Origin of the sequence: Gilliamella sp. W8145 (assembly GCF_016101145.1) — a bacterium.
Lineage (GTDB): Bacteria > Pseudomonadota > Gammaproteobacteria > Enterobacterales > Orbaceae > Gilliamella > Gilliamella apis_A.
Map to the genome: position 1 here is coordinate 445240 of NZ_JACFRC010000001.1, position 23586 is coordinate 468825.

General features: G+C 32.7%; 25 protein-coding genes, 1 tRNA gene and 1 pseudogene. 24 read left to right on the top strand and 3 right to left on the bottom strand.

All coding sequences use genetic code 11. The annotated features are described in order from the left end of the window. Positions 1 to 101 precede the first annotated feature (101 nt). Positions 102 to 923, top strand: a complete 822-nt coding sequence (locus H3T80_RS01930) for a hypothetical protein (RefSeq protein WP_198199678.1) — start codon at positions 102 to 104, stop codon at positions 921 to 923. A 768-nt stretch (positions 924 to 1691) separates the two neighbouring features. On the opposite strand, the gene H3T80_RS01935 is transcribed toward H3T80_RS01930, so the two are convergent. Then, positions 1692 to 1768 (bottom strand) — tRNA-Val (locus tag H3T80_RS01935). Between the two features lie 291 nt (positions 1769 to 2059). Here H3T80_RS01935 and recQ point away from each other — a divergent pair. The 7 genes from recQ to ruvB all read left to right on the top strand — a co-directional run bounded on the left by recQ (position 2060) and on the right by ruvB (position 11058). Then, on the top strand, positions 2060 to 3889 hold the full coding sequence (gene recQ / locus H3T80_RS01940) for a DNA helicase RecQ (RefSeq protein ID WP_198199679.1): 1830 nt from the start codon (positions 2060 to 2062) through the stop codon (positions 3887 to 3889). A 104-nt stretch (positions 3890 to 3993) separates the two neighbouring features. Then, positions 3994 to 5220 carry a hypothetical protein gene (locus tag H3T80_RS01945; RefSeq protein WP_367274801.1) on the top strand — a complete coding sequence of 409 codons (1227 nt, stop codon included), beginning with the start codon at positions 3994 to 3996 and terminating at the stop codon, positions 5218 to 5220. Positions 5221 to 5312: 92 nt separating this feature from the next. After that, a complete protein-coding gene (locus tag H3T80_RS01950) occupies positions 5313 to 6491 on the top strand; it encodes a M20 family metallopeptidase (RefSeq protein WP_198201086.1) in 1179 nt (392 codons plus the stop codon). 251 nt (positions 6492 to 6742) lie between these two features. Continuing rightward, positions 6743 to 8803 carry a DNA polymerase III subunit gamma/tau gene (gene dnaX, locus H3T80_RS01955; RefSeq protein ID WP_198199682.1) on the top strand — a complete coding sequence of 687 codons (2061 nt, stop codon included), beginning with the start codon at positions 6743 to 6745 and terminating at the stop codon, positions 8801 to 8803. Positions 8804 to 8836: 33 nt separating this feature from the next. After that, positions 8837 to 9175 (top strand): YbaB/EbfC family nucleoid-associated protein, encoded by a 339-nt coding sequence (locus H3T80_RS01960; RefSeq protein WP_086364356.1) that lies wholly within the window; start codon positions 8837 to 8839, stop codon positions 9173 to 9175. A gap of 255 nt (positions 9176 to 9430) precedes the next feature. After that, positions 9431 to 10039: a Holliday junction branch migration protein RuvA gene (gene ruvA, locus H3T80_RS01965; RefSeq protein WP_110448001.1), complete on the top strand. Its 609-nt coding sequence runs from the start codon at positions 9431 to 9433 to the stop codon at positions 10037 to 10039. 14 nt (positions 10040 to 10053) lie between these two features. Next, positions 10054 to 11058, top strand: coding sequence for a Holliday junction branch migration DNA helicase RuvB (gene ruvB / locus H3T80_RS01970; protein WP_065578930.1), 1005 nt, complete (start codon positions 10054 to 10056; stop codon positions 11056 to 11058). Positions 11059 to 11152: 94 nt separating this feature from the next. Here ruvB and cysK read toward each other — a convergent pair whose 3' ends face one another. After that, the gene (gene cysK, locus H3T80_RS01975; protein ID WP_086364358.1) at positions 11153 to 12118 is read right to left on the bottom strand and encodes a cysteine synthase A; all 966 of its coding nucleotides are present in this window, start codon (positions 12116 to 12118) and stop codon (positions 11153 to 11155) included. 332 nt (positions 12119 to 12450) lie between these two features. On the opposite strand from cysK, the gene H3T80_RS01980 reads away from it, so the two are divergent. Continuing rightward, complete coding sequence (locus H3T80_RS01980; RefSeq protein WP_181414671.1) at positions 12451 to 13095, top strand: SMI1/KNR4 family protein; 645 nt, start codon at positions 12451 to 12453, stop codon at positions 13093 to 13095. A gap of 135 nt (positions 13096 to 13230) precedes the next feature. Continuing rightward, positions 13231 to 13653 carry a hypothetical protein gene (locus H3T80_RS01985; RefSeq protein WP_110447999.1) on the top strand — a complete coding sequence of 141 codons (423 nt, stop codon included), beginning with the start codon at positions 13231 to 13233 and terminating at the stop codon, positions 13651 to 13653. A 7-nt stretch (positions 13654 to 13660) separates the two neighbouring features. Here the strand turns inward: H3T80_RS01985 and H3T80_RS01990 are convergent, their stop codons facing one another. Beyond that, positions 13661 to 13822: a hypothetical protein gene (locus tag H3T80_RS01990; RefSeq protein ID WP_181414670.1), complete on the bottom strand. Its 162-nt coding sequence runs from the start codon at positions 13820 to 13822 to the stop codon at positions 13661 to 13663. 650 nt (positions 13823 to 14472) lie between these two features. Between H3T80_RS01990 and H3T80_RS02000 the strand changes: the two genes are divergently transcribed. From H3T80_RS02000 to H3T80_RS02065, 14 genes and pseudogenes are all read left to right on the top strand, one after another. Next, the gene (locus H3T80_RS02000; protein WP_198199686.1) at positions 14473 to 15123 is read left to right on the top strand and encodes an RHS repeat domain-containing protein; all 651 of its coding nucleotides are present in this window, start codon (positions 14473 to 14475) and stop codon (positions 15121 to 15123) included. A 29-nt stretch (positions 15124 to 15152) separates the two neighbouring features. Next, positions 15153 to 15458, top strand: a complete 306-nt coding sequence (locus H3T80_RS02005; RefSeq protein ID WP_110447995.1) for a hypothetical protein — start codon at positions 15153 to 15155, stop codon at positions 15456 to 15458. 207 nt (positions 15459 to 15665) lie between these two features. Further along, complete coding sequence (locus tag H3T80_RS02010; protein ID WP_110447993.1) at positions 15666 to 16259, top strand: hypothetical protein; 594 nt, start codon at positions 15666 to 15668, stop codon at positions 16257 to 16259. Positions 16260 to 16927: 668 nt separating this feature from the next. Continuing rightward, entirely contained in the window at positions 16928 to 17410 is a 483-nt protein-coding gene (gene comJ, locus H3T80_RS02015; RefSeq protein ID WP_086364676.1) for a competence protein ComJ, read from the top strand. A gap of 434 nt (positions 17411 to 17844) precedes the next feature. After that, entirely contained in the window at positions 17845 to 18114 is a 270-nt protein-coding gene (locus H3T80_RS02020; RefSeq protein WP_110447991.1) for a hypothetical protein, read from the top strand. Between the two features lie 4 nt (positions 18115 to 18118). Then, positions 18119 to 18307, top strand: coding sequence for a hypothetical protein (locus H3T80_RS02025; protein ID WP_198199689.1), 189 nt, complete (start codon positions 18119 to 18121; stop codon positions 18305 to 18307). A gap of 446 nt (positions 18308 to 18753) precedes the next feature. Next, positions 18754 to 18882 (top strand): annotated as a pseudogene (locus tag H3T80_RS12305) (hypothetical protein); the annotation flags it as partial. 83 nt (positions 18883 to 18965) lie between these two features. Next, complete coding sequence (locus H3T80_RS02035) at positions 18966 to 19286, top strand: hypothetical protein (RefSeq protein WP_198199690.1); 321 nt, start codon at positions 18966 to 18968, stop codon at positions 19284 to 19286. 199 nt (positions 19287 to 19485) lie between these two features. Next, positions 19486 to 20325, top strand: a complete 840-nt coding sequence (locus H3T80_RS02040; RefSeq protein WP_198199693.1) for an immunity 22 family protein — start codon at positions 19486 to 19488, stop codon at positions 20323 to 20325. A 275-nt stretch (positions 20326 to 20600) separates the two neighbouring features. Further along, positions 20601 to 20849 (top strand): DUF2750 domain-containing protein, encoded by a 249-nt coding sequence (locus tag H3T80_RS12310; protein WP_198199695.1) that lies wholly within the window; start codon positions 20601 to 20603, stop codon positions 20847 to 20849. Positions 20850 to 20861: 12 nt separating this feature from the next. Further along, a complete protein-coding gene (locus H3T80_RS12315; protein WP_198199696.1) occupies positions 20862 to 20999 on the top strand; it encodes a DUF2750 domain-containing protein in 138 nt (45 codons plus the stop codon). A gap of 66 nt (positions 21000 to 21065) precedes the next feature. After that, complete coding sequence (locus H3T80_RS02055; RefSeq protein ID WP_198199699.1) at positions 21066 to 21602, top strand: hypothetical protein; 537 nt, start codon at positions 21066 to 21068, stop codon at positions 21600 to 21602. A 506-nt stretch (positions 21603 to 22108) separates the two neighbouring features. Beyond that, a complete protein-coding gene (locus H3T80_RS02060) occupies positions 22109 to 22468 on the top strand; it encodes a hypothetical protein (RefSeq protein ID WP_198199701.1) in 360 nt (119 codons plus the stop codon). A 471-nt stretch (positions 22469 to 22939) separates the two neighbouring features. Beyond that, positions 22940 to 23575 (top strand): hypothetical protein, encoded by a 636-nt coding sequence (locus tag H3T80_RS02065; RefSeq protein ID WP_198199703.1) that lies wholly within the window; start codon positions 22940 to 22942, stop codon positions 23573 to 23575. Positions 23576 to 23586 lie beyond the last annotated feature (11 nt).

Here is a 23586-nt window from a genome sequence, read left to right on the forward strand (position 1 = left end):
TAAGTGATAAGATAGCAAATAATATAGTAATATAACTCATATAAATAATCATACACTGTATGGAGTATGGAACAATTAACTAGATGGATTTAGGGAAGTTAATGGCTAAATATTATTGTTTATTAAAAGGAAGAGTTAATTATTTAACGGTATTCGAAAAAACTAAAACTAAAGTTGAACAGCATTCAGGTAATCTTACAAAAGCATTTATTGATGAATACGGTGGGTTCATTATGGCCATTCTTTTATTATTTTATACAATTATAAGAGACATGGTTGTTATTTTTATACCATCTAAAGCTCTACAAAGAAAACTAATTAAAGGTACATACTTTTGTTGTTATGTTGGTAATATTAAAGTTGAAGGAAAATTAGAAGATATTATTTTTAAGAATGGCGACTATGTTGAAATGGTTGTCGAACAGACCGAAAAAAATAAGTATTTTGTTTATGCTGTGCGAATGCCCAAATACCATGCTTTGTTTTTTCCTAAAGGGAATTGTTCATCAACCTTAGAATTATTTAAGGGTTGTCTATTGATTTGTTGCCTACTGATATTTCCTTATATTATTTTTATGATAATAGCTATTTTTGATGATGGTAGTGATTTTATTTTTATTACTCTGTTATTTTTGGTTATTTATATCTGTTTTGTTATTACTTGTTTTATTTTATTGGGTATGCGCTCTTCATTTATAAACAATCGTATCTATGCAACCTTAGGTTATCGAAATTCATGGCGACATATGCATGCTGATGAGGACTATGCTTTTAGAGAAATGAATCGTAAAAGAGATCCATTGTTGTTTGATGATCCACAAAGTCCTGAATTCAAAAAAAGAATAAAACCAAATAAGTCTTATACCTATTATGGACGGACGCCCCAATTACCCCAAGAAGTAGAAATTATTGACGAAAGCTAAATTGGAATAGGGTTTGGATTAGTAGAATTTAATTAATAAAAAAGTGAGGAAAGGGGTTTTTTGCGCATCTTTTTTTATCATTAAACTGTTTTTTGCATGTTGCAATATTGTTATTATCATTTAAGAAAATTTAGCTAATGCTTTTCCTATAATTTAATATATGACAGCATTTAATTTGTTTATATTTGCACAACTATTGTGTTTCGCTTTATGCAATTTATCGCGTAAATAATTTAATAACTGGTAGTAAAAATAGCAATGTTAAATCAACTAGTAGGTAATTTTGGTTTTTTTGCTATCAGTAAATGTTATTAATTTAGAAGCTGTAGGGTTTAGTTCATTTTGTTTATCAATTCCATTTTATCTATATTTGATTCGTTATCGCCAAACTAAATGCACACAAACTAGAAAAAAAAAGCATTGTGGTATTTATACGTATTTCATTTAGCTACTATCACACGATATTTAGAATCATTAAACTAATTTACCTCAGTTGACTAATTAAAAAAATAAAACAAAATTTTGCGGGAATTTAATGTTTAACGTTTTAAATACAAATTTTTGTACAATTGGGTTTATTTATCATAAATAAAAAATATTTTTATGTGAATTTGTGACATTAAATATTGGCAAGCAGATCGAAAATTTAGAAATTTTAATATTAAAAATACAAACTTACTGGTAGAGGTTTTACCCCTATTTTACCCCAGCAGTTTTTTAAAAGGCGATTTAAATTTCTTGTAAGTCTTGTAGGATAAGGCTTTGAATTGGTACGCCCGGGTGGACTCGAACCACTGACCCCCACCATGTCAAGGTGATGCTCTAACCAACTGAGCTACGGGCGTACATTTGAAACACGCAAATATTAGCTGGCAAACTGTTTTGTTTCAAGTAAAAAAATCAAAAATAGCTGTTTTTTTAATCTTTTGAGTTTGTTTGTTGGAAAAACAGTCAATGTTATTAATCAAATAATATACAAAATCCGATTTTTACCAATTTTATTTCCCGATGATAATCGTTTAGGGATAGTGCAATTTTTTATGAATTGTAAATAAATGTAAATTCACGGTGGTTTGTTAATTTCAAATTCGTTATACTCCTTGAAAATAGATAAGGTATTACTGGTTTAGGTTAGTATGTCATTTAAAGATCAGATTGAGGACGTTTTACATAATGTTTTTGGGTACAAATCGTTTAGAAATCAGCAAAGAGATATTATCGAATCAGTTATTGCCGGACGAGATACTTTAACCATTATTCCAACAGGTGGCGGTAAATCACTTTGTTATCAGATTCCGGCAGTAGTATTGCCTGGTACTGCGTTGGTTATTTCGCCACTTATTTCGTTAATGAAGGATCAAGTTGATCAATTAATCGTTAATGGAATTTCGGCGGCTTTTTTAAATGCGACTCAATCTCCAGAAGAGCAACAAAACATTATTGAACAGTATTTAAATCACACAATTAAATTATTATATATTTCACCTGAGCGACTGGCCGTGTCGTCCTTTTCTTCATTAATTACTGCTCATCCTCCATCATTAATCGCTATTGATGAAGCGCATTGCATTTCACAATGGGGGCATGACTTTAGGCCTGACTATCGTCAATTAAACCATTTATCATTGCGTTTTCCCGAAGTTCCAATTATCGCGTTAACAGCAACCGCCGATAAATTGACTCAAGCAGATGTGATTAATCAGCTTAATTTAATCGATCCGTTAGTGGTGGTGCGTAGTTTTGATCGGCCAAATATACGTTATACGGTAGTTGAAAAATTTAATCTTACTGAGCAAGTTGTCTCTTTTATTGAAACCCAAAAAGGGAATAGTGGTATTGTCTACTGTTCTAGTCGTTCCAAAGTTGAGGATATGACAACCAGACTGGCTGCGAGAGGATTCTCTGTCGTTGCTTATCATGCTGGTTTAACCACTGCTGAGCGTCAACAAGCACAAGAAAGTTTTTTGAAAGATAATGTGCAAATTATTGTTGCTACTGTCGCTTTCGGGATGGGAATTAATAAACCCAATGTTCGTTTTGTGGTACATGCTGATTGCCCAAGAACGATTGAGGCATATTATCAAGAAACTGGTCGAGCAGGACGTGATGGCGTTCCGGCAGAGGCTCTTTTATTATTTAATAGTAAAGATCTAAACTGGTATCATCGACAAATTGCTGATAAACCAGAGAATAAACATAAGCAAGTTGAGTTACATAAGATTCAATCCATGGAGTCATTCGCCCAAAGTATGACTTGTCGGCGTACCGTATTACTTAACTATTTTGGTGAGAATAGAATCGAACCTTGCAACAACTGTGATATCTGTCTTTATCCTCCCGAGCATTATGATGGATTAATTGATGCACAAAAAATACTTTCTTGCATATACCGAGTTGAGCAACGTTATGGTGCTCAATATGTTGTCGATGTGTTACGAGGATCTTCTCGCTCACAAATTAAAGAAAATGGTCATGATAAATTATCGGTTTATGGAATAGGAAAAGCGCATTCTTCTGATTATTGGCTTAGTGTAATTAGACAATTAATTTATTTGGGATATGTGAGTCAAAATATTTCCACCTTTACTACGTTACAATTGACCGAACAAGCACGTGCGATTCTTAAAGGTCAAGTCGCTTTATCTTTAGCAAAACCACGTTTAGAAATTGTGAAGAAAAGTCGCTTAAATCGTTATGCTCGAGCGATTAATTTAACCACGATATTATCTTATGAAGAACGAATATTATTCAATAATCTTAAGCGGTTACGCAAAGAAATTGCTGATATGGAGGATATTGCCCCTTATGTTGTATTCAGTGATGCAACCTTGCTTGAGATGGTGCAAATCAAACCTGAAAGTAAGAAACAACTGATTAATGTTACTGGTGTTGGTAAAATCAAATTAGAAAAATATGGTAATCTTTTCTTAGACGAAATTAATGATTTTATGATAAAAAACATATAACAATGTTTAAAATATTATCTATAATAGCCATTTTTATATCATTTTAATTAATTTTTTTAATTTAATTTATTAAAAATGGAGTTTTTATGCCCACTATGAATGATATGCCACAGATGTTGGCATTAGTTTTATTGCTTATTATTTTATATCTAGGTGATGTTGTTTCAACACGAACTAAAGCTTGGGTACCTTCAGTTTTTATTTGCGCGGTACTGTTTTTATTAGGTTATTGGACATTTTTTCCAACTGATATTGTTGCTCGAGCAGGTATTCCAAATGTGGTAGCTGTTATGTTTATGTATTTATTGATTGTGAACATGGGAACTTTGTTATCAATAAATGAGTTGATACTACAATGGAAGACAATACTCATATCGCTTTCTGGGATTGTGGGTATTATTGTTATTGCTATTATTGTTGGATATCTATTTTTTGATCTCAATACCATTATTGTCGCTATTCCACCATTAGTCGGTGGTATTGTTTCAGCTATTATTATGGCTAAAGGGGCAACCGAAGCTGGATTGCCAGATTTGGCTGTATTTGCAATTATAATTTATGTAATGCAAGGTTTTATTGGTTATCCATTAACATCAATTATGCTGAAAAAAGAAGGCCGCCGTGTATTGAAAAAATATCATGAAGGGACTTGGGTAGTTGAAAAAGATGTTACTACTATGGATAAGCAAACTGCAACTACTGATGAAAATCCAATGCCTAGTCTGTTTGCTAAAATTCCAGCGAGTTATAATTCTTCGTACTTTATCTTTTTGCGTATTGCAATAGTCGGTTTTTTAGCTTATTCAGTGTCGGAAGTATTAAAACCAGTCGTCAGTATTAGTCCATTTGTCTTATGTTTATTATTTGGTGTTGTTGCTGCTTCTTTAGGTTTTTTAGAGCGTCATCCTTTAAAGAAAGCCGGTGGTTTCGGGCTGGCAGTAATGGGATTGATGTTATTTATTTTTGATACTTTGAGTCGAGCAACGCCTGATATGTTAATTAGGCTTATCACACCTTTAATTGTTTTTATTCTTTCTGCCGTTATTGGGATGTTTATTTTCTCGGTTATTGTCGGTAAAGTTTTAAAAGTAAGTAAAGAAATGGCTTTTTCGATCGCCTTAACTGCATTATATGGATTTCCGGCCGATTATATTATCACTAACGAGGTCATTAATAACTTAACCAAAGATCCAAAAGAAAAAGAGGTATTAACCAGCCATATGTTACCACCAATGTTAATTGGCGGATTTATTTCAGTAACGATGGTATCAGTTGTATTAGCTGGCATCATGGTTAATATGATTGTTGGCCCGTTAACACCAATAAAATAGTTGGAAATTTAATTATCAGATTCAACTTGTAGATTTGTGCAAATATGTGCACTATTAAATGAATACATATGAAATATATAAAAGGTAGTAACATGATTAATCAAACTATTAAAGATTCAATAAAACAGAATATTAACGACATGATCGCGTTTCGTCGTGATTTACATCGTCATCCAGAACTACCGTGGGAAGAATTTAGAACCACCGATAGAATTGCTGAAGAACTTGATAAAATTGGTATTACTTATCGACGCACTAAGCCGACTGGAATTATTGCTGATATTCAAGGCGGTAAACCAGGTAAAACAATCTTACTTAGGGCAGATATTGATGCTTTACCGGTTAAGGAATTAAGTACCAATATTGATTATCAATCCACTATTGATGGCAAAATGCATGCTTGTGGACATGATACTCATACAGCTATGTTGCTAACGGCTGCTAAAACGTTATATTCTATCCGTGAACAGTTAAAAGGTAATGTACGGTTAGTATTTCAGCCGGCTGAAGAAATTGCTCAAGGGGCAAAAGGGATGATCGAACAAGGTGTACTTGAAGGTGTTGATAGCGCTTTTGGTATGCATATATGGTCACAAATGCCGGTAGGTAAAGTATCTTGTGTTGTTGGTTCAAGCTTTGCTTCAGCAGATCTATTAACAGTTAGATTTAAAGGGCGTGGAGGTCATGGTTCAATGCCTCATGACACAGTGGATGCGGTTATGGTTGCATCTGCATTTGTTATGAATGTTCAATCAATTGTTTCTCGTGAAATATCGCCTCTCGATCCTGCGGTTGTTACTATAGGTCGAATGGATGTGGGTACGCGCTTTAACGTAATTGCTGAAAATGCGGTTTTAGAAGGAACGGTGAGATGCTTTAATGTTGCAGTGCGTGAGAAAATTGAAGCTGCAATTAGACGTTATGCTAACCAAGTTGCAGCCATGTATAGAGCGACAGCTGAAGTTGAGTATATCTATGGTACTTTACCGGTTATTAACGATAAAGAAAGCGCTCTATTAGCACAAAAAGTCATTGTTGAATCATTTGGCGAAGATGCATTGTATTTTGAAGCACCAACTACCGGCGGTGAAGATTTTAGTTATTATACGCAAAACATTCCTGGTGCATTTGCTCTAGTCGGATCAGGTAATCCTGAAAAAGATACTCAATGGCCACATCACCATGGCTGTTTTAATGTCGACGAAGATGGCATGGCATTAGGTGCAGAATTTTATGCACAATATGCATGGGCTTTTTTAAATCAAGATTAACCATTCATGATTAATCATCAATTGATTATTTCCTTTACTTATCAACCTTCGATTGACTGTTTGAAGGTTGATAAATCATTTTTCAATAATTAATCCTTCAAAACAGCCTAATAGTTTCAAAATTTGTGCAAAGGGTATTTTATTGCTTAAAAATCTCACCTAATATCGAATCGGTTATCGGCATCTTAAAGACTACATTGACACTTTATGGTATGATTAGCAAAATTTATTAGTAATAAGTAACGGTGATTATGAGTTATCAAGTCTTAGCACGTAAGTGGCGACCAAAATCATTTTCTGAAGTAGTAGGACAGCAGCATGTTTTAAAAATTTTATCTAATGCTCTTTCTCTTGGTCGAGTTCATCACGCTTATCTGTTCTCTGGTACTCGAGGTGTAGGTAAAACTTCGATTGCTCGATTATTAGCCAAAGGTTTAAATTGTGAAAGTGGTATAACGGCAACCCCTTGTGGTGTTTGTGATAATTGTCGTGAGATTGAACAGGGTCGATTTGTTGACTTACTCGAAATTGATGCCGCATCACGTACTAAAGTCGAAGATACTCGGGAAATTTTAGATAATATTCAATATTTGCCAAGCAAAGGACGTTTTAAAGTTTACTTAATCGATGAAGTCCATATGCTCTCTCGTAGTAGCTTCAATGCTTTATTAAAAACATTGGAAGAGCCACCAGAACACGTTAAGTTTTTATTAGCAACAACTGATCCGCAAAAATTACCTATCACTATTTTATCTCGCTGTCTGCATCTGCATTTAAATGTGCTTGATACATCATTAATTGCTGAGCAACTAAAACATATTTTGCAATTAGAACAAATTGAAAGTGAACCGCGAGCAATACAGCTGTTAGCTAAAGCAGCAAATGGTAGTATGCGCGATGCATTAAGTTTAACCGATCAAGCAATAGCGCTTGGTAATGGTAAAATCGATGCTGTGTCAGCAGCCTCTATGCTTGGTACTTTAGATAAATCAATTCCTTTTTCATTAATCAATGCTCTTTATCAAAATGATGGTAATACTTTGATGCAACAGATTGAAGCAGCTGCTTTACAAGGTGCGGATTGGGATAATTTATTAGCCGAATCTATTGCTTTGTTACATCAAATTGCCTTATTACAAGTTGTGCCGACAGCATTGGGTGATTATACAGACAATGAAGAACAGTTACGCTTCTTAGCTCAATATATGGCTCCTAATGATGTGCAACTGTTTTATCAAATTTTATTAATGGGCCGAAAAGAACTTGCTTTTGCACCAGATAAAAAAATGGGTGTTGAAATGAGTTTTTTACGCGCTTTAGCATTTATGCCTAAAAATGTCGATGCAATTAAGCCACCAGCTGCAACAGCTACTATACCGACAAAAAAAGCTGAATCGCCTATTAGAACACAATCAGATCAGGTTGTGACACCTTCATCACAAAGCGTAAATGAAGCCGCGTCTCTTAGGCAAACTGTTAAGCCAGCTATTGAAAATCAGCAATTGAATGACAATACAATAGTAAGACCAGTTACTAGTGATGAAAATACTGTTTCACAACCAGAAATATCACTTCCCGATGATGCATCATCAATCACTAAAAATATTTTAGAGATGCGAATGCAGTTAATTAAAGAGGAACAAAAACCAAAAAAGCCTGAATTGGTTGATCACCATCAACCATCTAATTCTTTAATTAACAGTAAACGGGATGACGCTCAGCAGCTTGCCAACAAGTTAGGCAATAATATTGAAAAAAATGATGAGGAAGCAAAACAAGAAGAGATAACTGCCGAAAATTATCAATGGCAAGCTTGTGGCTTAGTTGAAACGAAAAATGAACCTGCACTTGATGCAAAAACATTATGCGATTCTTTAAAAGTTGATAAAACGCCAGAAATGACTAAAAAACTAATTGTTGAAATGGCTGAAAAAGACGCGTGGTGTGCTGAAATTGAACAATTAGAACTTGCGCCATTAATTAAACAAATCGCAATTAACTCTTATTTTGAACAAATTGATGACAATAATATTGTTTTGCATATGCGTTCGTCAGTAAAACACTTGATAAAATCACCGGCAAATTGCACAAAACTTGAATCTGCTTTATCTGCATATCGTCAAAAACCATTAAACTTAAAAATTGTTATTGATGATAATCAAGAAAATAAAACGCCGTTAGAAATGCGTGAAGATTTATATCAACAAAAGCTTGAACAAGCTAAACAGACTATTAATCAAGACGCTAAAGTCGAAATGATTTGTCAATATTTTGATGCGAAGATTGATGAAGCGAGTATTCGTCCTGTATAATTACGGGCTAAATATTATTAACGAGGAATAATTATGTTTTCAGGTGGAAAAGGTGGCTTGGGTAATTTGATGAAGCAAGCCCAACAGATGCAAGCCAAAATGCAGCAAGCTCAGGAAGAAATTGCTAAATTAGAAGTTACCGGTGAGTCTGGTGCAGGTATCGTTAAAGTGACTGTAAATGGTGCACACAGTTGTAAACGTGTGGAAATTGATCCATCTTTATTAACTGAAGATGATAAAGAAATGCTAGAAGATTTGATTGCGGCTGCTTACAATGATGCAACTCGTCGTTTAGAAGAAGCGCAAAAAGAAAGAATGGCTCAAGTAACTGGCGGCATGCAATTACCACCAGGCTTTAAAATGCCATTTTAAGTTGAAAAACTAATCCGATATCGTCTTATCCATTTTGCCGACATGGTCGGCAAAATTTCTTTTTATCTCCTGTCTATTTATACAGTTTTTCTTTATTAATTTTTTCCTATCAGGTAAACTAACTGACAATTACATTCAATTCACTTTCAATGTTGATCATATCAATTTGATTAATCTAGAATCTTAAATATTATTTAATTTAGGGTTATTTTAATCAAACTTATGTAATCAATATTAACTTATTAAGGATATATTGTGATAGGTCGTTTACGTGGAATCATTATTGAGAAACAACCACCCAAAGTATTAATTGAAGTTGGTGGTGTTGGCTATGAAGTTTTTATGCCAATGACCTGTTTTTATGCGTTACCCGACAATGGCAAAGAAGTGATTGTGTTAACGCATTTTGCTGTTCGAGAAGATGCTCAAGTACTTTATGGTTTTAATCATGAACAAGAGCGAGAGTTATTTCGCGAATTAATTAAAGTTAATGGCGTTGGCCCAAAATTAGCGCTGGCGATTTTATCTGGAATGTCAGCAGCACAATTTATTAATGCTGTTGAACAAGGTGAAATTAAAACATTGGTCAAATTACCAGGTGTGGGGACTAAAACCGCTGAACGATTAATTGTTGAAATGAAAGATCGTGTTAAACGCTTTGGTGAAGAACTATCAAATGTTAACCCAGCTATTGATATTGGTGATATTAAAAAATCATCAAATCAAATTGAAAGTGAAGCTGTTTCAGCACTTATTGCTTTGGGTTATAAACCACAAGAAGCCAGCCGTATTATTAGTAAAGTCATTAGACCAGAAATGGATTGTGAAATGCTAATACGTGAAGCATTAAAGTCAGTATTGTAAAGTAGGTATTGATAATGATTGAAGCGGATCGTTTAATTGCTCCACAGGCACAAAAAGAAGAAGAGTCTTTAGATCGAGCCATTCGTCCTAAGTATTTGGATGAGTATATTGGCCAACCTCAAGTTCGTGAGCAGATGAAAATTTTTATTCAAGCTGCTAAACAGCGTAGTGACGCACTTGATCATGTTTTAATATTTGGCCCTCCAGGTCTAGGTAAAACGACATTGGCAAATATTGTTGCTAATGAAATGAATGTTAATTTACGTACCACATCAGGCCCAGTGTTGGAAAAAGCGGGTGATTTAGCTGCTATGCTAACCAATTTAGAACCTAATGATGTGTTATTTATTGATGAAATTCATCGATTATCGCCAGTTGTTGAAGAAATCTTATATCCAGCAATGGAAGATTATCAACTTGATATTATGATTGGTGAAGGGCCTGCAGCACGTTCAATTAAAATTGATCTGCCACCTTTTACCCTTATTGGCGCAACGACTCGAGCTGGCTCATTAACATCGCCATTACGTGATCGCTTTGGTATTGTGCAGCGACTTGAGTTTTATCGTGTAGAAGATTTGGAATATATTGTTAGTCGTAGTGCAAAATTTTTAGGTATGGATCTTTCTAAAGAAGGTGCTTACCTAATAGCCAAGCGTTCGCGAGGTACGCCACGGATTGCTAACCGTTTATTACGGCGAGTTAGGGATTATGCAGATGTCAAATCTAAAGGCGTTATTGATGAACGAATTGCCACTCAAGCATTAGATATGTTAGATGTAGATAATGAAGGCTTTGATTATATGGATCGTAAGTTACTTCTGGCTATTATCGAAAAATTTATGGGTGGGCCGGTAGGATTAGATAATATTGCAGCTGCAATAGGTGAAGAACGTGAAACCATTGAAGATGTGTTAGAACCATTTTTGATTCAACAAGGTTATATCCAAAGAACACCGAGAGGCCGAATTGCTACGCCTCATGCTTATCGACATTTTGGTATTATTCAAGACGTTTAAATTTGATCGAATAAGATAATAGCTTAACTCTTTATCATTTAATAAAACACCGCTCAAGAGCGGTGTTTTGTTTCTATTGAATAATCTAACTGAATTAACCGAGTTCTTTCTCGGTGAAAATCCCACTAAATAGATCAGTACTAAGATAACGTTCGCCTGATGATGGTAGTATCACCACAATAGTTTTATCGGCATTTTCAGGCAAACGAGCTAAGCGGTCGGCGGCAAATACGGCGGCACCAGAAGAAATTCCTGCTAAAATACCTTCTTTTTCCATTAATAGCCGCGCAGTATCGATAGCATCTTCATTGCTTACTTTTTCGACCAAATCAATCAAACTTAAATCTAAATTATCAGGAATGAATCCTGCACCAATACCTTGTATTTTATGTGGTCCTGGTTTGATTGGCTCACCAGCAAGTGCTTGGCTAATAACAGGTGAAGTACTTGGTTCAACTGCTACTGCAGTGATGTTTTTACCTTGAGTTTTTTTAATGTATTTAGTTACACCAGTAAAAGTCCCACCAGTACCGACCCCAGCAACAAAAATATCGACTTGTCCGTCAGTATCAAGCCAGATTTCTGGCCCAGTAGTTTTTTCATGAATTTCTGGATTAGCGGCATTACTGAATTGTTGAAGCATAATATTGTGTTTAGGATTACTAGCAACAATCTCTTCCGCTTTTTCGATTGCGCCTTTCATTCCTTTAGCTGCGTCGGTTAACACGAGATTAGCACCTAAAGCTTTTAAAAGTTTACGGCGTTCAATGCTCATGCTTTCAGGCATGGTTAAGGTTAATTTATATCCACGAGCAGCTGCAACCGCGGCAAGTGCGATACCAGTATTACCACTGGTTGGCTCGATAAGTTCAACATCAGGGTTTAATAAACCACGTTTCTCAGCATCCCAAATCATATTTGATGCAATGCGACACTTGATACTGAAGCTAGGATTACGAGATTCTACCTTGGCTAATATATTTCCTTGTCCGAAATGTTTTAAACGAACTAAAGGTGTATGGCCAATGGTCTGTGAATTATCATCAAATATTTTACTCATGTTTGAATCCTTTTTTATTGCCTAATGATAAATAGTATCACTTTGTTAATATTAATATCATTATAAATATAACTATAAAAGATAAAACTAATTAATAATTATAACAATATTCGTTTTTGATATAAGAGAAGGTTTAATTATCATTGATAACTAAAAATGTGATCATAAAATAGTACTTAATTCAAGTTAATTTAATTAGATATCATCATAGTATAAAAATTCATAATTATCTGATAGATTGGTAACTTTTAATGAAGCAAAACTATAAAACAAGGACTATTAAGTTGCTAGTAAATTAGTTCTTAATTATGAATGGTATTAAAGGAAATCGAATGTTTGAATCAAAATATGCTGTGCCAAGAAATATTGATAAGCTTATTTCTAAATTAAAAATTACAACAGATTCTCATAATTCTTATATTAAATTTTTAAAGAAATATAATGTCATTGCTTTTGATGAGGATCTGTTTGATTACTCCATTGACTGTCAAGGTGAATTACTTCCGCTTGAAGTAATGTTCGGATTCTCTAGGAAACTAGATCGGGAAGATGTAATTGCTAATAACTGGATGTATTTAAATAGAATCCCTAAACGGTCCATTGCTATAGCATCTCTAAATTTCGGAGATTTACTTTGTTTGTATCCAAATGGCAAAGTTTATCATTGGGATCATGAAGTTAATGACCTATATTTTGATATGACAGTCAGAAATGGTTATTTAGAGCAGAATCTAGATTTAAAACTTGTCGCTAATTCCTTTGATGAATTTTTAACAAAAATTATTAAAACCGAAATCGAAGGTTTTGATCCTAATGTTCCTTATTCTGATGATTATATAGATTTTTTGATGAACGATTCTAAATACTTTTTTATGTCTTCGAAAAAAATAATTCAGGTGCGTTTAAAAAAATTAGAACTTTCTGAAAAAGGACGTGAGTTGATAGCGAAATTTAAAAGAGAAGGGCTTATAAGGTAAAAAAGGGATAATTTTATTAAAAAGGATCATCTAAATGATAGATTTTAATGCAGATATCATAAGCTACAAATCTTTGGGTAATATTGAGATTGGACGTAATGAACAAAGCTATAATGTTAAAATAGGTTACTCATAATGAATGAAGAATGGAACCCCATATTTCAAATAGAGTTAATGGATATTATTAACAGTCTACACATCAAAAAATTGCATGTCGGATCATCTGATTCTCTTATTTATGAAACGATGGGAGAACCAGAATTACCTGTAGCAAGACTGAACAGAAAATCAAAAATATTTAGCCATCTATATGGCAATGTCAATATTTTATCTAAAAATAACACTGTAATAAGTATAGATATTGACATGCATGGTTTTAGAAAAAAGATGGTAATTCTTGGTAGAATAAATAGCTGGAAACTTAATAATTGGCTAGAGCTAGCTAAAATAAAAAATTGGAATGTAAATAAAATTTGTGATGTAGTTCGACTGGAAGGAAAAGGAATAGTTATTTGTTTATCACCGGATGGAAAAGTAGGAATGATTTCTCTTTCTTGAATAACTTTTAACTGTTTCCAATATAAGATTGCTGGCTGATTAATTGAACAAACCTATCTGGACGGGCGTAAATAACAACTAAGCTACGACCAAACCATTGGGCAACCATATCGCCACTACCCTGCCGGATAGGCGAGCCATCGACAAACTGTATTATGATTCCGGACACTTGCACCAGATAAATATCGACGGCAACATCATCAGCGATATCGAACGCGACCACCTGCACCGCGAAATATTACGCACTCAGGGACGCCTGAACACCCAGTTCAAATACGACCGCAACAGCCGGCTGCAATGCAAACAGATACAGCGCAATCAGAATCCCATCCTGCCTGATATCCTGCTCGAACGCAGCTACCAGTACGACAACCTCGACCGATTGGTAAGCAAAAAACACAGCAAACACGCCAGACCGATTACCGCTATGATCACACTGGCAGAATCGAAGGCTGCCGTAATCAGAGATACTGGGAAAACCTGCAATACGATGCCGCTGCCAACCTGCTGGACAGCAAATACAGAGAAGACTACAGTAATCACAACCTGATTCGCTGTAACCAGCTCCTGCATTTCAGAGGACACCACTACCGCTACGACGAGCACGGCAGAACTGCCAGCAAACAGACCATCGGCACAACCCTGCACTACCACTACGATGCTGAACACCGCCTGAGCGAAGTACGCATCGAACAAACAGGCCGCAGTCAGCGTTACGGCTACGTCTACGACGCCCTTGGCCGGCGTATCGAAAAACATCAGATAGACCGCGAAGGCCAACCCTACAACCGTACCCGCTTCCTGTGGGACGGCTTAAGAATGATTCAGGAAACCGGCTCGAATCACCCCACCAGCCTGTATATCTATACCGACCAGAACAGCTACGAACCACTGGCGCGGATAGACACAGACGGCAACCAAGAACAACATATCCGCTACTTCCACACCGACCTGAATGGCTGTCCGGAAGAACTTATCGATGCAAACGGTAAAATACTGTGGGAATGTAGCTTTCAGTTATGGGGAAAGCGGATTCATGAAATCGAACACGAACCCATAGAGCAAAACCTCAGATATCAGGGACAATATTTAGACAGAGAAACCGGCTTACATTACAATACTTTCAGGTATTATGATCCGGATATAGGTAGATTTACTCAGCTAGACCCGATTGGGTTGCTGGGCGATTTGAATCTGTATCAGTATGCGCCGAATCCGTTAACTTGGTTTGATCCACTAGGTTTTAATCCTTGTACATTATCTGGTAATACAATCAATCGCGCTGATGGTTCAAATCTCATCACTATTCCAAATAATGCTCAGATTCGTAAATTATTTTCTCCAAAAGGCTATACTGGAAACTATGGCTATGAGTATAAATGGCAGAATGCAAATGGAACTTTAATAGTCGTTCGAATTCATGATATTGATATTACAGCACCTTCCTGCTCTAACAAATACAGGAATTAAAATACGCAATAGATACTAAAGATTCTGATATGTATGAACTAATTGGTTCTATCAGAGATGTGTTTTCATCACCTTATATATCAACGCCGATTGTTAGCCCTAATTTAGTTAAGGAATTATGGATTTTATTAACTAAAATATTTATCCATAGTGATATTTACGATAATAAATTTTTTGCAATATTCGCAATGGATGATATTTACTTATACTCTAGACGTCAAAATATTAAATTATGCTTAAAAGATTTAGAAAAATGGAGAGAAAAACATAACAAAAATAATACAACGGAAGAAATTTTAGAATGCGTTGATGATATAATTTTACCTGATGTTTAATTCTTTAAAAACGCATATCTTTAATCCTTAATAGCTCAAGTATTTAGATTAATAAAGTTTTGGCGCAGCTTATATATTAAATAATAGTTTTCCATCAGCATATTTTCTCCGGGAGTGCTTGATGTATTGAAAATGGAATCTGGAAATATATAAAATAGAATAGATTAACATGTTATCTAATTATTTTAACTATTAAAGTGAAATTATATGACTGGTAAAATTAAACTGCCTGCTTTAGAAATCTTCATGACTGCAGTGGATGCAGTAGAGTTCTCCAAAGTTTTAAAAGATCAGATTGAGTCGGTTAAATTTATTACACAATATATTTGGCCTGATCTGAATATACCAATTTCAGATGTACTGGATATGGAAATAGCTAAAAATATAGATTTTAGTATTATAAATACCGATATTTTAAGTATTGAAGATTATAAAAAAAAATACGTTATACATTATCCAGGGTCAAATTATGATGGTGCTATGGTTGGAGAAGGTCTTGTCCGTTTTTCATGTTCAACAATGGCTGGTTATGCTCCTGGATCTTTAATGAACGGTCGGTTAACTGCTTCTTATGATGTAGTAAAACAACCCGAAACCGATAAATTTGTAAAAGCGGTATGGAAAATATTTAAAAAAGGCGCCAAGAAGGTTTATTTAATTAATCGGGAAACGGGGCAGATTGCGGATAAACCTGAGACACGTTTTTTTGCCTGGCCGAACGCTGCGAAGAAATTTAATGGGGAAAATGGGCATTATTTAACTAACCATGCCTTTGCCTATTTTGTGGCCAAAGACGTGTAATAAAATGCAAATAAAATAGACAAGATGTTCAATATAATCTAATAAAAGAACAGATAATATTTAAGTGACCTATCAATTGGAAAATAAAATGATAGCGTTTAGCATAGTGAATAATAGCAATCTCACTGAGATAGAAACAATACTTAAAAAAGAATTAAATTGCTCCCTCGAACCAATAGCAAGCCGAAATAGGGTCGAAGAGATACATTTGGACCTTCGCAAAGGAGGTAATTTTCCTATTGTAGGTGTTTTTTATTATCCATGTGTTAATAATGATCAGCTAATATCTGCACCTAATTGATCTGATGGGTAGGGCTCCTTGCTTTATTGTATAACGAAAGCAAATAATTCTAGCTATCTATTATTCAGGTTATATAGTGGAGCAGAGCCATGTATGGGGATGATGCTTGTTGATTCTGGAAAAACGATTCGATTAGTAAGTGCGATGAAAGAAGATAAATAGATTTTTTATTAAATAGTTATTAAAAATAAAAAAAAGTTAAAACGAAATCAGACCTGATTGAAATGATTAATGGATTTATTTAAAAAGGTCTAATAGCGCATGTTAGGCACATTGATCTGCATAATAATCAGGCTCATAGTAAAGCAATCGAATAGTTATGTTGGGGGTTGTCTGACAAAAAGTAAAATTCAAATGGAGGTAGTGCATGGAAAACCCTAACAATCAAGTAGTTGATTTATTGATTTCCCATAATCAAATTTTAGTTCGATCTAGAGCTTATTCTGAAAAATTATCTCAATGGGGTAAAGAGAATATTGAACAAGGTGCCGTCATTCATAAAGATTATGTTATATTTGATCCTTTACCTGACGAAGCTTTTGGAGCTAATGTTGTTTTAAATCTAACAGATAATTTTGTTATGGATGAAAATACACAACGGTGTATTGTGACTCCTTTTTATATTAATAATAGTGATAATGTAGAAGTTGCATCAGCTGCAGAAAAATTCAAAATAAACATAGCATTTGATAGATCTTTATATGATCTTTATTATGAAATTTGCGAAAATGATGAGGTTTTTTACAAATTTACTTTTGTTCCAGCAGAAAGCCCAATAGTTGCCAGATACCTGATTGATGATCCTTGGGGCGGCGAAAAAGATAAAGCACTTAAACTTGGTTTCTTATGATTAACTAATTTATATAATCAATGTAATTTTTAATAAAACATTTAATTTAGTTTATATATGTGAGGCCTTACCTTGTTAATTAGCGAAATTAAAAAGTAAGTATGTATATATAGATTTTTATATCTTATAGATGTTATAAAAATCACTACATATTAATCTTAAAAATATTTGCGGTCAGAAGTTTTTTAAAATTGATAGGGACGATAGAAATCAAAGTTAAATTTCAAACAAGCCAAAAGCAGTGATAGGAAAGATGCAAATTTAGATCCTATTACTGGCAAAAAGAGTGTCTTAGTTTATATTCAACTAAGATACACATTATCTGGTAAATAATTGTTGTAGGAAAAGGTCATAGTATTGATGATAAAGTTCTATCAAAGAAAACATTTGAGGCACATATGCCATTAAACACTAAATAATAAAGAATTTTAAATATGCATGATTGGACATTAGTATCTTTGATTCTTGATTGGCAAGAAAGTACTCTTATAATTAAGTTCCTTAATAATTCTTCTATTCCTATGGATATTATATGCAAAGGTATTAAAGGCATTAATATACCAAAATGGGATAAATGGGGCGAAAGTGTAAGCGTAAATCAATTTAATCTTAAAGATGATACGAAATACAAATATATAGAGATAGAAATGCAATCAGGTGATGTTATAAATATAATTGCAACTGATATAGTTATGCCTGCATAAAAATATGAAAACGATTTTAAAAGATAAATTAAATTTATTTAGAGCAAGAGATTATGCAACCAAATTAAATGGTGTTAGTTCATTTAATGTATCATTTTTACATGATAATGAATTTATATGGCATAGAAAAATGTTAAAAGAAATAAATAAAATTGATAATGATATTAAAAAAATTTTTTTAATTTACCTATAAATAGAAATATCCTAGCTAGGGAAGTTGAAAGTATATTGAATATAAAAAAGGATATTATGTGTAATATGTTCTATTCCGGAAATGTGAGTATATCTTTTTATGTTGAAAGTTTTTCAGACTTCATATTAAGCTTGTTTTCAATCAATAGGACATATGATTTTTCATTGGTATTCACGTCCCCAGATAGAGTAATTGCTTTAAGCGATAATGAATATGATATTCATCTGTATTATATTCATAAATAAAGAATTCATATAAAAATAATAAATTATTTTTTGTCTTTATCAGCAATCAGGAATAGTTGACGGATGAAGCTGGTGAAATTCTCAGGGAATGCTTTTCCCGATTATGGTATAAAGCAATACAGAAAGCCTCACATATCTTAATCCAATAAGATTTAAAGGGTTAAGGCCAATAATTAGACAAAAATCTAACTTCACTACAATAATTTCAGGTATTATGATCCAGATATAGGGCGCTTTATTCTGCTGGCCCAGATATGGTTAGCTGGCGAATTTAATTTGTATCAGTATGTGCTCAATGGACGAAAACTTAGGTGGGCCGTGGAATTTTAATTTGTGAATATGTAACCGGTCGAGCTGATAGCTGTATCAAGTTTCAGGTCAGTAATTATTGAAAATATTTAACGAGGTGGTTTATGGATCTTATTTCCATTGGCGATGTTTTATCTTCTCCAGAAAATAATACAGAGTTTTTTTATTTACCTCCAAATAAAAACAACTGGACATTGTCTACAAAAGGAGTTTTTACTTTAGATGCTAGGGATTTTCCTCCTAATTCTGATGAATATTTACCAGAACAAGTTAAAAATGATGGTTGGATTGAAGTTTTAGATGGAGGAACGATTGAGGAAATTGTAGCAAACGCAAAACAACAATTAGGTGTTCCGTCATTAGATGAATTATTTGAAGCATTTATTTTTTATTATGAAAACGATGCTTTTTTAGAATTCCAATAATATATTACTGAAAGTACGCGATCTTTCGATGTATCTCATTAATAGCATATTATTCCACAGAAAACCATCTGTAGTTGAATGGTAAATTAATATTTTTCAATATGATATATCGAAACTATGCGAAGTTAATCAATTTAAAAGTATTTAGAATTCGACTAAATGAGATATAAATCTAAATGTTAATTAAGAAAGGATTATCATGAGTAAAATTGATGTAGATAAAGTGACTATTCTGCTATGGATAGGTAATAATTTTTCTTCAGAGAAAAAATACAAACAATATTTTGAACAGAATGAAAATATACCAATTAATGATTTCCTTACACCATCATGCATATTCTGTGCTGATATAGGTGATGTAGTGTATATGTCAGAGCAGCTTATTATGCCTGACAGGTTTTCTACACCTCAAGATATCAATTCGATTATTGATAAAATAGAAGTAAATGAAGGTGAAAAGAAAAAGATTTATGAACAATGTATTAAATTAGGTATCACAACGGCTAATTCTGTATTTTGGTATATAAATAATGATCCAATGTTAAATCTAGAGGTCAAGAAACCCTATAAAGAAAATTATAACGGACTTAAGTATATAGGTGAATTTAGTGCTGAGACTAAATACCAATCTCAATTTAATAAAGATCTATCATCGGATCAATATTTATGGATAGGGTCAAATTTTATGCCAGTTGAAAAATATGAGGAATATTTTGAACTGGATTATACTACTGAGGAATTAGATAGCCCTGAGTATAAGATTTGTGGTTTTTGTAAAGATATAGGCACTAATTGGTATGATGAAGATTTTATCGGATATCCTGAACCATTGAAAAAAGAGATTGATGTTGGAGAACTGATTGATAAATTAATTTCACCAGGAATAGATTGTAGACAGAAAATTATAGATCAATGTTATAAAATGGGCATAACCAAAGCAAATGCTTTAGTTTGGTATAAAGCAAGTGAAGCGGTACTTAAAAAACCTTATAAAGAAAATTATAATGGTCTTAAGTATATAGGAATATTTAAATTTTGAGATCAATATAAAGATAGTAATAAACTTTGTAATAATCTGCCATATAAGCCTGAATTTCATTATTCAGGCTTTTTTTGACACAAGTAAAACTTTTTGCTTTGATTTCATTTATCAGCGCCGGTCAAATTAAATGTTCATATCTAAAGAATTATATAAGATGGGTAAAATGTAAATAGCATGTCCATGCTTGTTGTGAGATAACCAATATTGAAAATAGAATGCATCTCGATTTAACTAAATCAGAGGTGACTGACTCTTTATTAGGGTCAGAGAATATGGATAATATAAAATTATTAAATGTACAATCACTCGATTCGCATAAAAGACTTGAATACTTAATTAGAAAAGTAGCAGATTTTGAATTAATTTGGAGCAGTTATGGAGATAATGGCTGGTTACTATTATCTGATGAAAATGGTAGAAGAATAACACCTTTTTGGCCTGAAAAAGAATTTGTTAATGAATACAATATAACTCATAAATATGACTATTTTGCTAAAAAAATCGATTTATATTATTTTTAGATAAATGGATAAATGGATAAATGGATAAATGGATTAGCAAAAGATAAAATTGATATAGTCCTTTTTCCGGTAAAGGAAAAAGAGAGTATTATCATTTCTCCTTTGCAATTAAAAGCGCTAATAGAAAACGAATTAGAACAATATGAGTAATTTGTGTATAAAATCTATTAGTGTGATTTTATAAATTTATAATGCATTGAGTAAAATGAACAAATAGTGAAAATAATAGAAAAGCAGGAAGTAAGTGTGATTAAAACTATAGATGTTGATGTTGATTTTAATGGCATAATTATTTTTGATTATCCTAGGATACTGGGCCCTTTTGATGGAAAAATAAATGATGGAGAGAATATACTTCAACAATTTACAACAACCGATAAAGGAGATTCTGTTTTAGATCAGGGTATTGCATTACCTATTATGGGTATTGATGATGGTGGGTATATAGTTAGATTGTTTTTAAATGAAATTCCTAGTAATGACAATCGGAATGTTATATTCAGTGATAAATATTTTTTTCTTAATGTAACAGGTAGTTTATATATTGCCGATATGGCAGTTTTTTGGCAATGGGAAGAATATACTGGTTGGCATAATTCAAATATTCCTAAAGGGATATATAGAGTTTGTTTAGAAGGCGTACATTTAAAACAAAACGATGATATTTCCTATTGCTATGATCTAATTTTAGAAAAGGTAGACAAACTCGGCAAGCGCAATATTGAACCACGCTCCTATTCAAACCTATATTAAATAAAAAGTTAAGTAAAATTTATATTTTATTAAAACGTGATTTTAATCAGGTAAATTTAATATGGTCACTAACCTTATTTGACCGCATTGTAAGCAAACGTAATTAAACTATCATCTATGAGTTTTGAACACATTGAAGTGTATAATAATCGAAGCTATCAAATAATTCTATTTACAGAACAATAATTTTCCATGTCAAATACCGACAAATAGGCAATGGTATATTATTGATAATAAGCGAATTGTAGATTTATATCTTGTTGATTTAGCTCATAAAGATATATTATTACTAATTCATAGTTATTTAAATTATATAAATGCTACTGCAAACTCATAGTCGATACTGAATATTCAAATGAATATAATAAACGATTTGGAATGTGAAATAATATATGATGCAGTTAGTTATAAATATTATGTATTATAAATTTAGATAATTTAAATGTCGGAAAATAAAATTAAATTTTTGATAATTTTTATCATGTAATGTCAGTAAGAAAAGCAATATGGATAAACGGATAAAGCTTGAAAAATATATTTTGAATGAATTTCAAGCGAAAGATAGTCAGACATTTTTATATCAACTGCATGAAAATTCTTATTTTGATAAAGAAAAATTTTCAATATTGTTAAATATTTGTCATAGTTTGGCAAAAGCGTATGGTGAATTTGGTAAAACTGATAACTATAATGAGGTGATTAAAGGTCTATTCGTTATTTTCGAACATACACTTTTTTTATTATTTACTCATTTTGTTGAACATGATTTCTTTACAATTAGTAATTACGGTAAAGATTTCAAAGCCAGAGATGTATCAGCATATTATTCGCAAATTAGGGAAATAACTCAAAAAATTATTTTATAATTAGATCATACTTAGCTACTCACCTTAGTCATTCTAATGACTATTTAATTAGTTCCATCTAGATTCTAATTCAATTAAATCATCGTATTGATAATCAATTATGTTTATTCCTTACTCTGTATGTTTGATTGGAGGATGAAACTATTGTTGATAGTGTTAGGTACTGGACTACTCAAGTAGCAGTTGCTTTTCGCGACGAAAGATTAAGAAAAGACCTTAATATATCACTAAAATCGAATGATATTGATATTAAGGGCGCTACTGAAATGGCTTTAAATATTTTAGAAGATTAATAACGTATAAATTAAACAGATAAAATTTTCAATTTATAAATCAATATAATTATAAAATTATTGTTAATGAGATTAATGAAAATAGGTTGCTAAAAAATCAATATATTATGTGAGATAAAGATATATGAGTAAGCTTCTATAATATAGGTATTCATGTATGATGTTTTAAGGAGCAAAAATGTCGGTGACAGCTGAATTAAGAAAATTGTTTGAATTTGAATTGTATAATTATTTAAAGGAAAACATCATATATAGCCCAAATATCAAATGTTTAAAAACGGAAATATCCATAAAAAAAACAAAAGATAATCAAGCAAGTGGCCGTATAGGTTTCAGGTTTTTAAATAATGCTCAGGGATACTGTCTCAGTACAAGTGTTGATTCTCCAGAATTAATTGTTTTTTTTAATAAAATAAATCCACCATATAGATCAAATAACCCCGAAGGCGTCGTTTATGCAATGAATACTTCAATGGAGATTGGTTTTAAATCATTCGCTCCTAATTTGGGTGGTACTGTAGATTTACCCAGAAATGAAGAAGAAAGAAAAAAAACTTGTGAATGGATTTTTACTAAGGTGAGAGATATTTATTTGCCAAGAGCTATCAATCTTATTGAGTTAAAGCCTGAAACGATAAAAGATATCATATTATTCCCAAACTATTATGCTTATCCTTTTTTGACAATTTTATACCTAAGCAAAAAACATAATAGGTCTTTAACAGATAAAGAGATGGAATTGATATTTAGTAAAAGAAAAAGAATATTAGGCAACAAATTATTTGATAAAAAACTCTTAGAGATATATCTATAAAAAATCGATAC